The sequence below is a fragment of the Nocardioides baekrokdamisoli genome (assembly GCF_003945325.1).
Lineage (GTDB): Bacteria > Actinomycetota > Actinomycetes > Propionibacteriales > Nocardioidaceae > Nocardioides > Nocardioides baekrokdamisoli.
In genome coordinates this window covers 115,585-130,333 of record NZ_AP019307.1, presented here as the reverse complement: position 1 = coordinate 130,333, position 14,749 = coordinate 115,585, and the positions used below count along the sequence as shown (strand labels likewise).

The window sequence follows — 14,749 nt, the reverse complement described above, 5'->3', positions numbered from 1 at the left end:
CTGCCGATCATCCGAGACCGGGGATGGAGGTGACCTCGGCGGTCGGCGGCGCGACGACGTCCACGGTCTTGCCGAAGTCGCTGAGGGTGACGGTGACCGTTCCGGCGGGGCCCATGTCGACCACCGTCTGCTGAAGCAGTCCGCCCTTGACCCAGACATTCAGCTTGATCGACTTCGGAAGCGCTTTCATGCCCTTCTGGATCAGCGAGTTCGTCGCCATCCCGGCGGGCAGGTGCTTCGCAGCGGATGCGGTGTCGACGTTGATCACGTAGTGGTCGCCGATCGTGTCGGTGCCGAGGAACGTCCCACCGATGAGGCCGCCCGAGTACTGATCGAACATCTGCGACGGCGACATCGCGGTGACCGAGCCGAGCATCTGGCCCAGGGGGCTGTTCTTGTCGGTGAGGTCGATCTTGATCCACTTGCCACCGAGCTGCGGAAGATTCATCTTGATGTAGAACGCCTGCCCGACCAGCCGGGCCTGCATCTCACCGAGCTGAGGCACAGTCATCGTCATCTGGATGGCGATCGTGCCATTGGCTCGGGTCATGTCGCCCTCGCCGGTGATGTCCGCGGCCCGGGTGGCGATCTTGATCGTCTCGTGGACCGACGTCAGGTTGGCTCCCGCCGCCTTCACGATGTCCTTGACCTGAGCCGCGGTCAGGATGGTCCCCGCCGCCGGGGCGGGTGCGATCGACATCGACAGGCCGGGCGTACTCGTCGACGGCGAACCGCAGGCCGTCAGCGGCGCGATCACGGCAACGGCGGCAACCGCCAGAACGCGCTTGGGGGCGAACATCATCGCTCTCCTTCAGTGTGAACCAGGTCACGATAGGTGGCCAGAGTAACGGTGGCCGTACCGACGGCGAGGTCGTGCAGGCCCCGTCCGTCGGGGCGGAACACGAGCGGCGGCACGAACAAGGCGACCAGGATCTGTCGCGCGAACGCCCGGACCAGATCGAGCGGACGCCGGTCGCCGTCGACGCGTACGACCCGGAGCCGGGTCGCGATCTGGCCGAATGATCCGCCGACCGTGGCAGTGAGGATCGCGGACTCCACGACGAAGGCGCCAAGGATTCCGAGCGAGAAGGACTGAGACGTCTTGTAACTGCCGACGACCGCCACCACGATGGCGATGCACGCCAGCCAGTCGACAGCCAACGCGAGCATCCGGTGCGCCCAGGAAGCGTTATCAAAGCCAAGTTCGGCAACCACCCGGACAACCTACCCACCGCCCCGCAACAGCCATCGGAGCGCGTACGCCGGGGCCCACGATGTGAACCTGTAACACGCCCGTAACATCTGGGCGATCCCATGTCATACGACGCGCCTACGGTAGCCGCGAACACCGCTCGTGTGACGAGCACAGTCCTCAGTTCTAGGAGCAATACGTGACTGCGAACCCGACCCGTCAGGGTGCGATCCGCGAGATCGAGGCCAACGAGGCCCCGGCCACCTTCTTCACCGGTACGAGCGACTCGCCGGAGATCTTCGGTGAGAACGTCTTCTCGCTTCCGGTGATGGCCAAGCGCCTCCCGAAGTCGGTCTACAAGTCCGTCGCCGCGACCATCGAGAAGGGCGACAAGCTCGACCCCGCCATCGCCGATGTCGTCGCCGCCGCGATGAAGGACTGGGCCATGGAGAAGGGCGTCACGCACTACGCGCACGTCTTCTACCCGCTCACCGGCCTGACCGCTGAGAAGCACGACTCCTTCATGGAGCCGGTCGGCGACGGCACCGCGATCTGGGAGTTCCAGGGCAAGATCCTCGTCCAGGGCGAGCCGGACGCCTCCTCGTTCCCCAACGGTGGCATCCGCGCCACGTTCGAGGCCCGTGGTTACACCGGCTGGGACGTGCAGTCCCCCGCGTACATCCTCGAGAACCCGAACGGCTCGACCCTCTGCATCCCGACGATCTTCGTCTCGATGACCGGCGAGGCGCTCGACTACAAGACCCCGCTGCTGCGCTCGCAGAACGCGATGTCGGACCAGGCCACCCGCGTCCTGGCACTGTTCGGTCACAAGGACATCGACAACGTCGTGTCCTACTGCGGTCCGGAGCAGGAGTACTTCCTGGTCGACACGTCGTTCGTCAACAGCCGTCCTGACCTGCTCAACGCGGGCCGTACGCTCTTCGGCGCCAAGCCGCCGAAGGGCCAGGAGTTCGACGACCACTACTTCGGCGCCATCCCGGAGCGGGTGCTGGCGTTCATGCACGACACCGAGCGCGCCCTGTTCAAGCTCGGCGTGCCGGCGAAGACCCGCCACAACGAGGTGGCCCCGGGCCAGTTCGAGATCGCTCCGGTCTTCGAGAAGGCCAACCTGGCCGCCGACCACCAGCAGCTGATCATGACGACGTTCAAGTCGGTCGCGAAGCGTCACGGCATGGAAGCCCTCTTCCACGAGAAGCCGTTCGCCGGCGTGAACGGCTCCGGCAAGCACGTGAACTTCTCGTTCGGCAACGGCAACCAGGGCAACTTCCTGAACCCGGGCGACAACCCGCACGACAACGCCCAGTTCCTCGTGTTCTGCGCCGCCGTCATCCGCGCGGTGCACCTGTACGGCGGCCTGCTGCGCGTCTCGATCGCGTCCGCTGGCAACGACCACCGTCTGGGCGCCAACGAGGCCCCGCCTGCGATCATCTCGATCTTCCTCGGCGACCAACTGCAGGACGTCTTCGAGCAGATCGCGAAGGGTGGTGCGACCTCGTCGAAGCAGAAGGGCGCCCTCTCCGTGGGTGTCGACAGCCTGCCGGTCCTCACCCAGGACGCCGGCGACCGCAACCGCACCTCGCCGATGGCCTTCACCGGGAACCGTTTCGAGTTCCGCGCGGTCGGCTCGGCTCAGACCGTCGCGGCCCCGCTGATCACGATCAACACGATCATGGCCGAGGCGCTCGACTACCTCGCCACCGAGATCGAGGCCGCCATCAACGGCGGCGCCGAGTTCAACGCCGCCGTCCAGTCGGTCCTGGCCACGGTCATCGCCAACCACGGTGCCGCGGTCTTCAACGGCAACGGCTACTCCACCGAGTGGCACGAAGAGGCCGTCGAGCGTGGTCTGAAGAAGCTCGACACCACGGTCGACTCGCTCCCGGAGTACCAGACCCCGGAGGCCAAGGCGCTCTTCTCGAAGTACGGCGTCTTCAACGAGGCCGAGCTCGAGGCTCGCTACGAGGTCGCCCTCGAGCAGTACCTGATGGCGATCAACGTCGAGGCGAACCTGACCGAGGAGATCGCCCAGACGGTCATCCTCCCGACCGCGATCCGGTACCAGACCGAGCTGGCCGACAACGTGTCCTCGCTCATCGCTGCCGGTGTCGAGGCCGACAAGTCGGACCTGCTCGCCGTGTCGGAGCTCGTCAGTGCGCTCCGTAAGGGCATCGCCGACCTGAAGGTTGCCAAGGCCGACGCGCATCACCACGAGGGCATCAAGGAGGCGGCGTACTACCGCGACGCGATCCTCCCGGCGATGCTCGCCGTTCGTGGTGCGGCTGACTCCCTCGAGGCCGTCGTCGCCGACGACCTGTGGGACCTGCCGACGTACCAGGAGATGCTGTTCATCAAGTAGGCACAGCAACAAGTAGGCACCGCATCAAGTGATGCGCACCTGATCGAGATCGATCCCGCGAGGGCCCCCGGCGTCAGCCGGGGGCCCTCGTCGTTCACCCAGCCAGGACGGCGATGAGGTCGCCTCCCTCGACGATCTGGGTCCCGGCGATCGCGATCCGCTGCACGACGCCGGCACAGGAAGCGGTGATGGTGGCCTCCATCTTCATCGCCTCGATGGTGGCGATCTTGTCGCCGGCCGCCACGGCGTCTCCGACCGTCACGGTCGGTGTCACTGCCCCGGCGAACGGAGCCGCGACGTGGTTCGGGTTCCCGGCATCGGCCTTCTCCGCCGCCGGAACCGCGCTCGCGATGGACCGGTCGCGGACGCTGATCGGGCGCCACTGGCCGTTCACCGTGCACATCACCGTGCGGTGGCCCCGGTCGTCGGCCTCGGAGATCGCCTGCAGCCCCAGGAGGAGCGAGACACCTTCGGCCAGACGTACCGCGTGCTCCTCGCCCTGCTGGATCCCGTAGAGGTAGTCGCGCGTACACAGCACGGAGAGGTCGCCGTACGCGCCCCGCGCAGCCTCGAAGTCCCGCGTCGGCCGCGGGAACAGCAGTTGATTGAGGGCGCGGCGTCGATCCGTCGACAATGCCCGTTCCTGCTCGGCAGTGAGCTTCGGCTCGGGCCGTGACCATGTCCTCCCGGCGAGGGCTTTCGTACGGAACGGTTCGGGCCAACCGCCGGGCGGATCACCCAGCTCGCCGTTGAGGAAGCCGATGACCGAATCGGGGATGTCGAACGTGCCGGGGTCGGCCTCGAACGCCGCCGGATCGGCGCCCACGGCCACGAGGTGCAGCGCGAGGTCGCCCACGACCTTCGAGGACGGTGTCACCTTGACCAGATGGCCGAGAATCCGATCGGCGGCGGCGTACATCTGCTCGATCGCCTCGAACTTCTCCCCCAGACCCAACGCCATCGCCTGCTGGCGCAGGTTGGAGAGTTGTCCGCCGGGGATCTCGTGGGTGTACACCCGACCCGTCGGAGCGGGCAGGCCCGACTCGAACGGCGCGTACAGCCGCCGGGTGGCCTCCCAGTACGGCTCGAGGGCACACACGTTCTCCAGGGACAGCCCGGTCTCGCGCTCAGAGTGGTCGGTGGCAGCGACCAGGGAGGAGAGGGACGGCTGCGAGGTCGTCCCGGACACTGCGGCGCAGGCGGCATCCACCGCGTCGACACCGGCCTCGATGGCCGCCACCAGGGTCGCCAGTTGTCCACCCGGGGTGTCATGGGTGTGCAGATGGACCGGCAGGTCGAACTCCCGTCGCAGTGCGGTCACCAAGATCCGCGCGGCTGGGGCACGCAGCAGTCCCGCCATGTCCTTGATCGCGAGGACATGCGCTCCGGCGTCGACGATCTGCTCAGCCAGTCGCAGGTAGTAGGCGAGGGTGTACAGCCGCTCGCCGGGGTTCGACAGATCGCCGGTGTAGCAGAGCGCGACCTCGGCCACCGTGGTCCCGGTCTCGCGGACGGCCTCGATCGCCGGCCGCATCTGGTCCACATCGTTGAGGGCGTCGAAGATCCGGAAGACGTCGACGCCGGTCGCAGCAGCTTCCTCCACGAACGCGCGGGTCACCGCCGTCGGGTACGGCGTGTAGCCGACCGTGTTCCGACCCCGGAGGAGCATCTGCAGATTGATGTTGGGCATCGCCTCGCGCAAGCCGGCCAGGCGTTCCCAGGGGTCCTCGGAGAGGAACCGCAGGGCCACGTCGTACGTCGCACCGCCCCAACATTCGACGGACCACAACTCCGGCGTGAGCCTCGCCACGTGTCCGGCGACATTGAGCAGATCGATGCTGCGGACCCGGGTCGCGAGCAAGGACTGGTGTGCATCCCGGAACGTGGTGTCCGTCACGGCGACCGCCGTCTGCTCCCGCAGGGCGCGTGCGAATCCGACAGGACCGAGCTCCAACAACCTCTGGCGGCTTCCGCTCGGAGGTGGCGCAGTCAGATCGATCATCGGCAACTTGCTGACTGCATCGACGGACGTCGGCGGCGGACCGTACGGCTGGTTGACCGTGACGTCCGCCAGGTAGTTGAGCAGCCGGGTCGGCGCGTCTGTGGTGGCCTGCGCGGCAAGCAACCAGGGATGCGTCTCGATGAACGCTGTGGTCACCCGACCGGCTGCGAAGTCGGGGTCGGCCAGCACGCCCTGGAGGAACGGGATGTTCGTCGACACGCCGCCGATGCGGAACTCCGCCACTGCCCGGCGCGCCTTCTGCACGGCCTTCTCGAAGGTCAGGCCTCGACAGGTCAGCTTCGCGAGCATCGAGTCGAAGTGTGCGGACACCTCGGCGCCCGTGTACGTGGTGCCGCCGTCGAGGCGTACGCCCGCACCCCCGGGCGAGCGGTAGTCGGTGATCCGACCGGTGTCCGGCCGGAAGCCGTTCGCCGGGTCCTCGGTCGTGATCCGGCACTGCAAGGCTGCACCACGCAGGCGTACGGACTCCTGGGACAGACCCAGGTCCGCCAACGTCTCCCCGGCCGCGATCCGCAACTGGGACTGCACCAGGTCGACATCGGTCACGTCCTCCGTCACCGTGTGCTCGACCTGGATGCGTGGGTTCATCTCGATGAAGACGTACGCACCCGCGGGGTCGAGGAGGAACTCGACAGTGCCCGCGTTGACGTACCCGATCTCGCGCGCGAACCGGACGGCGTCGGCACACATCCGGTCCCGCAGCTCCGGATCCAGGTTCGGCGCCGGCGCGATCTCGATGACCTTCTGGTGTCGGCGCTGGACCGAGCAGTCGCGCTCGAAGAGGTGGATGACGTTGCCTGCACCATCGGCCAGGATCTGGACCTCGATGTGCCGCGGGTCGATCACCGCCTGCTCGATGAACACCGTGGGGTCGCCGAACGCGCCCTCCGCCTCGCGCATGCAGACCTCGATCGCCTCGCGCAGGTCGGCACGGTCATCGACACGTCGCATGCCGCGCCCGCCACCACCGGCCACGGCCTTCACGAACAGCGGTGCCGGAATCGCCTCCGCCGCCGCGATCAGCGCCTCGACATCCGTCGACGGCTCCACACTCGCCAGCGTGGGTACGCCCGCAGCCCTCGCCGCCGCGATCGCCCGGGCCTTGTTGCCCGTCAGGGTCAGGACCTCGGCCGGCGGTCCGACGAACGTCACTCCCGCGGCCACACAGGCCTCGGCGAGCGCGGGGTTCTCCGAGAGGAAGCCGTACCCCGGGTAGACCGCGTCAGCCCCGCAGCGGACGGCCACGTCGACGATCCCCTGCGGATCGAGATATGCCTTGACCGGGTGTCCGATCTCCCCGATGACGTACGCCTCGTCGGCCCGGAGCCGGTGCTCGGACCGGCGATCCTCGTGCGGGAAGACGGCTACCGTGCTGGCACCGATCTCGCGAGTTGCCCGGAACGCACGGATCGCGATCTCGCCGCGGTTGGCGACCAATACCTTGTTGAACATTCGTGGGACCGTCCTCAGTGGGTGGGACTGCTCAGCACTCGATCACATTCACGGCGAGTCCGCCACGGGCGGTCTCCTTGTACTTCGTCTTCATGTCGGCGCCGGTCTCGCGCATGGTCTTGATCGCCTTGTCGAGGCTGACCTTGTGGCTGCCGTCGCCGTTGATCGCCATCCGGGCGGCGTTGATCGCCTTCATCGAGGCCATCGCGTTGCGCTCGATGCACGGGATCTGTACGAGACCACCGACGGGATCGCAGGTCAGGCCGAGGTTGTGTTCGATGCCGACCTCCGCGGCGTTCTCGACCTGCGCCGGCGTGCCCCCCAGGATTTCCGCCAGGCCTCCGGCGGCCATCGAGCAGGCCGAGCCGACCTCACCCTGGCAGCCGACCTCGGCCCCCGAGATGGAGGCGTTGATCTTGAACAGGATGCCGACCGCGGCCGCAGTCAGCAGGTAGCGAACGATGCCGTCCTCGTTCGCGCCGGGCACGAAGCGTACGTAGTAGTGCAACACCGCCGGGATGATGCCGGCGGCTCCGTTGGTCGGTGCTGTCACGATGCGGCCACCCGAGGCGTTCTCCTCGTTGACCGCCAGCGCGAAGGCGTTGACCCAGTCCATGACGTGCAGCGGATCGGTCGTCCACCGCGCGGAGAGGTCGCGGTACATCCCCGGCGCCCGCCGCGGGACCTGCAGGCCGCCCGGCAGGACGCCCTCGCGGTGGAATCCCCGCTCGACACACGCTGTCATCACGGCCCAGAGGTTGAGCATGCCGGCGCGGATCTCCTCCTCGGTACGCCAGGCCAGCTCGTTGGCCAGCATCACGTCGCTGACCGAGAGGTTCTCCCGGGCGCAGATCGCGAGCAGTTCGGCACCCGTAGTGAAGGGGTAGCGCAGCGGCGTCTCGTCGACCACGATCCGGTCGGCCCCGGCCGCATTCTCGTCGACGACGAATCCCCCACCGACCGAGTAGTAGGTGCGGTGACGCAGCTCCACCCCGTCGGCGTCGTACGCCGCGAAGGTCATCCCGTTCGGGTGGGCCGGGAGCGTACGCCGCCGGTGCATGATCAGGTCCTCATCGAAGTCGAAGTCGATGCGGTGTTCGCCGGCCAGGTGCAACGAGTGCGCGGCCCGAATGCCGTCCAGGCGGGCGTCTGCGAGCTCGGTGTCGACGGTGGCCGGGTCCTCGCCCTCCAACCCGAGGACGACGGCTTTCGGCGACCCGTGACCGTGCCCGGTCGCGCCGAGGGAGCCGAACAGCTCGGCACGCACCCGTCGTACGTCCGCGAGCTGACCAGCCGAGGCCAAACCGTCCACAAATCGCTTCGCGGCCCGCATGGGACCGACCGTGTGCGAGGACGAGGGACCGATGCCGATCGAGTACAGGTCGAACGCCGACAGCGCCATCAGCTGAACTCGACGATCGCGTCCGCGAGCCAGGCCGAGACGTACGCGGCCAGCGACGAGCGCGGCAGGATCCGGTAGCTCTCGGGCCCGATCTGCCAGAGCAGAACGGGGGTCCGTGCGATCGTCGTAACGATCGCACAGCCAGGGCTGAAGACCCGTGGGTGCAGATCGGTCGGGCAGCCCTTCTCCAGGACCGAGCGCGCAGCCGGACCGGTCAGCTCCAGAGTCGTCCGGTTCGAGGACAGGTCGACCACGGCCGCATGGTGACCGACCAGCGGATTGGCGAGGGCGGCCAACAAGGCGGCCGGCGGCTCGTCGCTGATCACCAACCATTCGTCCGGGCCCAGCCAGAGGACGTGGCGCACGTCGGTCGAGGCCACGTCGCCGCAGCTCGTCGGCAGGGGCACACCTACGGCGCGGGCAGCAACCATCGCGGCCTCGCCGTCGGGGTCCAGCCGCACCCCGACCATCGCGAGGAACGGCAGCTCGCGCAGGCGTACGCGCTCGCTCGTCGGCATGTCGACGTCGGTCAGCGGGCTACGCCGCAACGTCCTCGGGTCAGCCATCGCGCTTCGTCCCTTCGGGGTCATAGAGAACGGTTGGTGCCACTTCGACCTCGATCATCTGGTCACCGACGGTGGCCAGCAGGATCTCGCCGATGCGGTCGCGGCCACCCTTGATCAGCGCCAGCCCGAACGGCCGCTCCAGCGCGACGCTGCGGTAGCTGGAGGTGACATGCCCCTCCATGCGGACCGGCTTCTGGTCCAGCGGTGTGCCGACGGCGACCAGCTGCGCCCCCTCCGGGAGAACGGTGGTGCGGTCCACCGGCAGGACACCGACCAGGTGTTTGCGATCGGTACGCGCCGTGTCGTCCCGGGTGTATGACCGGTTCCCGATGAAGTCCTTCGCCTTCGACACGATCCAGTCCATCCCGGCGTCCTGCGGCGTCACCGTGCCATCGGTGTCCTGCCCGACGATCGGGTAGCCCTTCTCCGCGCGCAGGACGTGCATGGTCTCGGTGCCGTACGGGGTGATCCCCCACTCGGCGCCGGCGGCGTACACGTCCTCCCAGACGGCCTTGCCGTACCAACCCGAGACATTGATCTCGAAGGCGAGCTCGCCGGAGAAGGAGATCCGGCAGACCCGGGCCTGGATGCCCGAGGCGAGTGTCGTCTCCGTGAAGGTCATGAATCCGAAGGCCTCGTTGCTGACGTCGAGATCCGGCGCCACCTTGGCGATGACCTCGCGGGACTTCGGCCCGACCACGGCGATGGTGGACCACTGCTCGGTGACCGAGGTGCAGTGCACCTTCAGGTCGGGCCACTCGGTCTGCAGCCACTCCTCGAGCCAGTCGAGTACGCCGGCCGCACCGCCGGTGGTGGTGTGCATGTAGTAGACGTCCTCGGACAGCCGCAGGGTCACGCCGTCGTCGAACATCATCCCGTCGGGCCGACACATCACCCCGTAGCGCGCCGAGCCGACCGGCAGCTTCTTGTACGCGTTCGTGTAGATCCGGTTGAGGAACTCACCCGCGTCAGGGCCGGCGATCTCGATCTTGCCGAGGGTGGAGGCGTCCATCATGCCGACACCGGTACGCGCCGCACCGGTCTCCCGCTCGACGGCGGCGTGAATGTCCTCCCCAGCCTGCGGGTAGTACCAGGGCCGCAGCCACTGGCCGACGATCTCGAACTCCGCGCCGTGGGCGACGTGCCACGGATGGACAGGCGTGGTCCGTACCGGGTCGAACAGCGCACCGCGCTCACGACCGGCCAGCGCTGCGAAGGCGACCGGCGAGTACGGCGCGCGGTTGCTCGACGTACCCACCTTGGCGATGCCCTCGCCACCGAGCGCCTCCGCAATCACGGCCGCGGCGTTGACCCCGGCCGTCTTGCCCTGGTCGGCACCGGTCCCGATCGAGGTGTAACGCTTGACGTGCTCGACGCTGCTCATGCCGGCACTCGTCGCCAGCCACACGTCCGCGACCGTCTGGTCACGACCGAGGTCGATGAAATGCTGATCCCACTCCGCCGGCGTACCGCTCGGACCGGGGATCAGCCAGACGTCCCGGGCCTGACGGCGATCGAGGACGGGAGCACTCCCGACGAACTCGAGCGCCTCGGCCTCGAACCCGGCTGCGACAGCCGCACGGGCGCCAGCGATGGATCCCCCACGCAGGCAGTCCGCGAGAGTGATCGCACCGGTCGCCGATCCGGCGACCCGCTGGTTCTTCACGCTGCCCTCAGGCACGAAGGACCTCAGCTCCTCGTGCCACCTGGTCTTGCCGCTGCGCTGCGTGAACAGGTGGAGCAGCGGGTTCCAGCCTCCGGAGACGGCCAGGACGTCGCATGCGAACTCATCCCACGCCGCTCCTGCGGAGTTGCTGTCGTCCAGCGGCGCGACGGATACGCCGTTGAGCCGGCCTGTGATCGCGTCGGCTGACGTGTCAACCACGGCCGAGCTGACCAGGATGTGTACGCCCCGCGCAGCGACCTGCGCAGCGCGCTGGGACAGCGTGTCCCGAGCCTCCACGACCGCGACCACACTGACGCCTGCGGCCAGCAGGTCCTCGACCGTGTCGTACGCACTGTCGTTGGTGGTCGCCACCACGACGGCGTCGCCAGGCGTGACCGCGTAGCGGTTCACATAGGTACGCACCGCACCGGCGAGCATGACGCCTGGCCGATCGTTGCCCTGGAAGACGATCGGGCGTTCGTGCGCCCCCGTGGCGAGCACGACCTGCTGGGCGCGGATGTGCCACACGCGGGCCCGTGAGCTGCCGTTCCCCTCGTGAGCCCCCGGGTGGCCCGTACGCCGCTCGACGGCCAGGACGTAGTTGTCGTCGTACGACCCGAACGCGGTGGTCCGGGTGAGGACGGTGACCTCGGCGGAAGCCGCGAGACGCGCAGCGGCGTCGGCAACCCATTCGACAGCGGGGCGGCCGTTGACCTGCTCGCGACGGCTCGACAGCAACGAGCCACCGATCTCGGGCTGGTCATCAATGAGGACGACTCGCGCATTCGACTTCGCAGCCGACAGAGCCGCCGCGATCCCGGCCGGACCGGCGCCGATCACCAGCACGTCCGCGTGGATGAAGGCCTTGTCGTACGTCGCTTGGTCGCCGGCCGGGTCGAGGACACCGAGGCCGGACAGCGTGGTCGCGGTGAAGCCCTCGACGAGCTCGCGGGTGGTGGCCGGGACCATCGGCTCGGGCACAGCGCCGCCGATCTGCAACAGCGCGTTCGGCTCCTCCGCACCCGCGGCCATGATGCCGCGCGGGCGACCGAGGTAGATCGAGTCGCCGACACGGATCCGGCCGTTGGCTAGCAGCGCTGAAGCCACCGTGTCGCCCGGGTGGCCGACGTACGTCTCGCCGTCGACCGTGAAGGTCAGGTCGGCAGAGCGGTCGATCCGGCCACCAGCCGGCAAACGGTGCGACTGCGAGGTCATCGGGTCACCTCGATCTCGGGGCGTGGGTCAGTGGGCTTGTAGACGGCCAGGAAGTCGTACGTCCGGGTGTCACGCACGACGTTGAACCACTTGCGGCAGCCGCCGCTGTGCGACCAGCGCTCGGCGTACGGTCCGCTCGGGTTGTCCCGGTAGAACAGGTACTGGGCCCACTCCTCGTCGGAGAGCGCGGCAGGGTCCTCCGGGTACGGCACGTGGGCCTGCCCGCCGTAGTGGTACTCGGTCTCGTCCCGCGGACCGCACCAGGGACATGTCAGCAGCAGCATTGCTTGTCCTTCTCGAAGCTTGTGATGGACACAGTCAGTGGGCGACGGCGGCGGCGCCGTGCTCGTCGATGAGGGCACCGGTGACGAAGCGCTCCAGCCCGAACGGCTTGTTCAGGTCGTGCGCCTCGCCGGTCGCCATGGTGTGGGCCAAGGTGAAACCGGCGCCCGGCGTCGCCTTGAAGCCGCCGGTCCCCCACCCGCAGTTCACGTACAGGTTCTCGACCGGGGTCGACCCGATGATCGGCGACGCGTCCGGAGACACATCGACGATGCCGCCCCACGTACGCAGGAGCCGGGCGCTGGAGAAGATCGGGAAGAGTTCGAGCGCCGCCGCCATCTGGTGCTCGATCACGTGGAAGGAACCGCGCTGGCCGTACCCGTTGTAGGAGTCGACGCCGGCTCCCATGACCAACTCGCCCTTGTGAGCCTGCGAGACGTACACGTGGACATGGTTCGACATCACGACCGTCGGGTGCACCGGCTCGTACAACTCGGACACCAGAGCCTGGAGCGGGTGCGACTGCACCGGGAGGCGGAAGCCTGCCTTGGCGGCGAGCACGCTGCTGTGACCTGCCGAGGCGAGGCCGACCACGCCGGCGTTGATCCGACCGCGTGAGGTGACCACGCCGGTGACGCGGTTGCCGTCCTTGATGAAGTCGGTGACCTCGCAGTTCTCGATGAGGTCGACCCCCATCGAGTCCAGGGCCCGTGCCAGCGCCCAGGCGACATGGTCGTGCTTGGCGATGCCACCGCGTGGTTGCAACGTACCGCCGAGCACCGGGTACCGGACGTCGTCGGACACGTTGACGATGGGGCAGAAGTCGGCGACGTCCTGGGGGTCCAGCCATTCCGCGTCGACCCCGTTGAGGGTGTTGGCGTTGATCCGCCGTTGGGAGTCGCGTACGTCCTGGAGCGTGTGCGCGAGGTTGAGCACCCCGCACTGCTTGAACAGGAAGTCGTAGTCGAGCTCGTCGGGCCACTGCTCCCACTGCTTGAGGGAGAACTCGTAGATCGCGGCGCTCTCGTCCCACAGGTAGTTGGAACGGATGATGGTGGTGTTGCGGGCCATGTTGCCGCCGGCGAGCCAGCCCTTCTCGACGACAGCGAGGTTGGTGATGCCGTGGTACTTGGCCAGGTAGTACGCCGTCGTCAGGCCGTGCCCGCCACCACCCACGACGATCGCGTCGTACGAGGCCTTCGGCTCGGCGCTGCGCCAGAGCCATTCCTTCTGCGCACCGAAGTCTCCGCCGGCCATCACGCCTCCAGGTCGGGGTAGAGCGGGAAGGCCGCGGCGACCTTCTCGACCCGGGTCCGCAGCTCGGCCAGATCGGCGTCGTCAATCGGTCCGCGCAGCGCGATCGCGATGACATCGGCCACCTCGGTGAAGGCGGCCACATCCAGGCCGCGCGTGGCGAGCGCCGGCGTACCGATCCGGAGACCAGAGGACACCATCGGCGGGCGCGGGTCGAACGGGACCGCGTTCCGGTTCACGGTGATGCCGATCGCGTGCAGTCGATCCTCGGCCTGCTGGCCGTCCAACTCGGAGTTCCGCAGGTCGACGAGGACCAGGTGCACATCCGTGCCACCGGTCAGGACCGAGACGCCTCCGGCGGCGACATCCGCCTCGCTGAGCCGCGCGGCCAGGATCCGGGCCCCGTCGAGGGTCCGCTGCTGACGGTCGCGGAACTCCTGGGTCGCAGCCACCTTGAAGGCCACGGCCTTGGCGGCGATGACGTGCTCCAGCGGGCCTCCCTGCTGGCCGGGGAAGACAGCGCTGTTGATCTTCTTGAGCAGCCCCTCCTTGCACAGGATGACGCCGCCCCGAGGGCCGCCGAGAGTCTTGTGGGTGGTGGTCGTGACGACGTCCGCGTACGGCACCGGGCTGGGGTGCAGGTCGGCGGCGACCAAGCCGGCGAAGTGAGCCATGTCGACCATCAGGTACGCGCCGACCTCGTCCGCGATCCGACGGAACTCGGCGAAGTCGAGCTGTCGGGTGTGCGCCGACCAGCCGGCCACGATCAGCTTCGGGTGGTGCTGCTTGGCGAGCCGTTCCACTTCCTCCATGTCGACCAGGAAGTCCGACTCGCGGACGTGGTACGCCACGACGTTGTAGAGCTTGCCGGAGAAGTTGATCCGCATGCCGTGGGTGAGGTGACCGCCGTGCGCCAGGTCGAGACCGAGGATGGTGTCGCCGGGCTCGATCAACGCGAACATCGCGGCGGCGTTGGCCTGGGCACCCGAGTGCGGCTGGACGTTCGCGGCCTCGGCGCCGAACAGCGCGGTGACCCGGTCGATCGCGATCTGCTCGATCACGTCGACGTTCTCGCAGCCGCCGTAGTAACGCTTCCCGGGGTACCCCTCGGCGTACTTGTTGGTCAGCACCGAGCCCTGCGCCTGCATGACAGCCACCGGCGCGAAGTTCTCGCTCGCGATCATCTCGAGCGTGGACTGCTGACGGTGCAGCTCGGCACCGATCGCAGCAGCGACGTCGGGGTCGAGGTCGGCCAGGTTCTGGTCCAGCAGTCCGGTCATCAGGGTTCTCCAGGGGCGGTGGCAGCGGGTTCGAGAAGTG

Annotated in this window: 10 protein-coding genes; 1 reads left to right on the top strand and 9 read right to left on the bottom strand. The window is 68.1% G+C overall.

The genetic code is table 11. The features are described 5' to 3' along the window. Positions 1-7: 7 nt before the first annotated feature. Together KCTC_RS00505 and KCTC_RS00500 are read right to left on the bottom strand one after the other, a co-directional pair. Complete coding sequence (locus KCTC_RS00505; RefSeq protein ID WP_125565748.1) at positions 8-799, bottom strand: LolA-like protein; 792 nt, start codon at positions 797-799, stop codon at positions 8-10. Further along, positions 799-1,215: an RDD family protein gene (locus KCTC_RS00500; protein WP_231998768.1), complete on the bottom strand. Its 417-nt coding sequence runs from the start codon at positions 1,213-1,215 to the stop codon at positions 799-801. The genes KCTC_RS00505 and KCTC_RS00500 overlap by 1 nt, the downstream gene beginning before the upstream one ends. 176 nt (positions 1,216-1,391) lie before the next feature. Here KCTC_RS00500 and KCTC_RS00495 point away from each other — a divergent pair, with 176 nt between their 5' ends. Beyond that, positions 1,392-3,569 carry a glutamine synthetase III family protein gene (locus KCTC_RS00495; RefSeq protein ID WP_125565746.1) on the top strand — a complete coding sequence of 726 codons (2,178 nt, stop codon included), beginning with the start codon at positions 1,392-1,394 and terminating at the stop codon, positions 3,567-3,569. Positions 3,570-3,663: 94 nt separating this feature from the next. Here the strand turns inward: KCTC_RS00495 and KCTC_RS00490 are convergent, their stop codons facing one another. The 7 genes from KCTC_RS00490 to glyA are packed head-to-tail and all read right to left on the bottom strand — an operon-like array spanning position 3,664 to position 14,709. Then, positions 3,664-7,044, bottom strand: coding sequence for a pyruvate carboxylase (locus KCTC_RS00490; RefSeq protein WP_125565744.1), 3,381 nt, complete (start codon positions 7,042-7,044; stop codon positions 3,664-3,666). A 31-nt stretch (positions 7,045-7,075) separates the two neighbouring features. Continuing rightward, positions 7,076-8,446: an L-serine ammonia-lyase gene (locus KCTC_RS00485; RefSeq protein WP_125565742.1), complete on the bottom strand. Its 1,371-nt coding sequence runs from the start codon at positions 8,444-8,446 to the stop codon at positions 7,076-7,078. Then, positions 8,446-9,012, bottom strand: a complete 567-nt coding sequence (locus tag KCTC_RS00480) for a sarcosine oxidase subunit gamma (RefSeq protein ID WP_125565740.1) — start codon at positions 9,010-9,012, stop codon at positions 8,446-8,448. Before KCTC_RS00480 ends, KCTC_RS00485 begins: the two co-directional genes overlap by 1 nt. Beyond that, positions 9,005-11,893: a 2Fe-2S iron-sulfur cluster-binding protein gene (locus KCTC_RS00475; RefSeq protein WP_125565738.1), complete on the bottom strand. Its 2,889-nt coding sequence runs from the start codon at positions 11,891-11,893 to the stop codon at positions 9,005-9,007. Before KCTC_RS00475 ends, KCTC_RS00480 begins: the two co-directional genes overlap by 8 nt. Next, positions 11,890-12,177 (bottom strand): sarcosine oxidase subunit delta, encoded by a 288-nt coding sequence (locus KCTC_RS00470; protein ID WP_125565737.1) that lies wholly within the window; start codon positions 12,175-12,177, stop codon positions 11,890-11,892. The genes KCTC_RS00475 and KCTC_RS00470 overlap by 4 nt, the downstream gene beginning before the upstream one ends. A 34-nt stretch (positions 12,178-12,211) precedes the next feature. Next, positions 12,212-13,432, bottom strand: a complete 1,221-nt coding sequence (locus tag KCTC_RS00465; RefSeq protein ID WP_125565735.1) for a sarcosine oxidase subunit beta family protein — start codon at positions 13,430-13,432, stop codon at positions 12,212-12,214. Beyond that, the gene (gene glyA, locus KCTC_RS00460; RefSeq protein ID WP_125565733.1) at positions 13,432-14,709 is read right to left on the bottom strand and encodes a serine hydroxymethyltransferase; all 1,278 of its coding nucleotides are present in this window, start codon (positions 14,707-14,709) and stop codon (positions 13,432-13,434) included. Before glyA ends, KCTC_RS00465 begins: the two co-directional genes overlap by 1 nt. Positions 14,710-14,749: the final 40 nt, after the last annotated feature.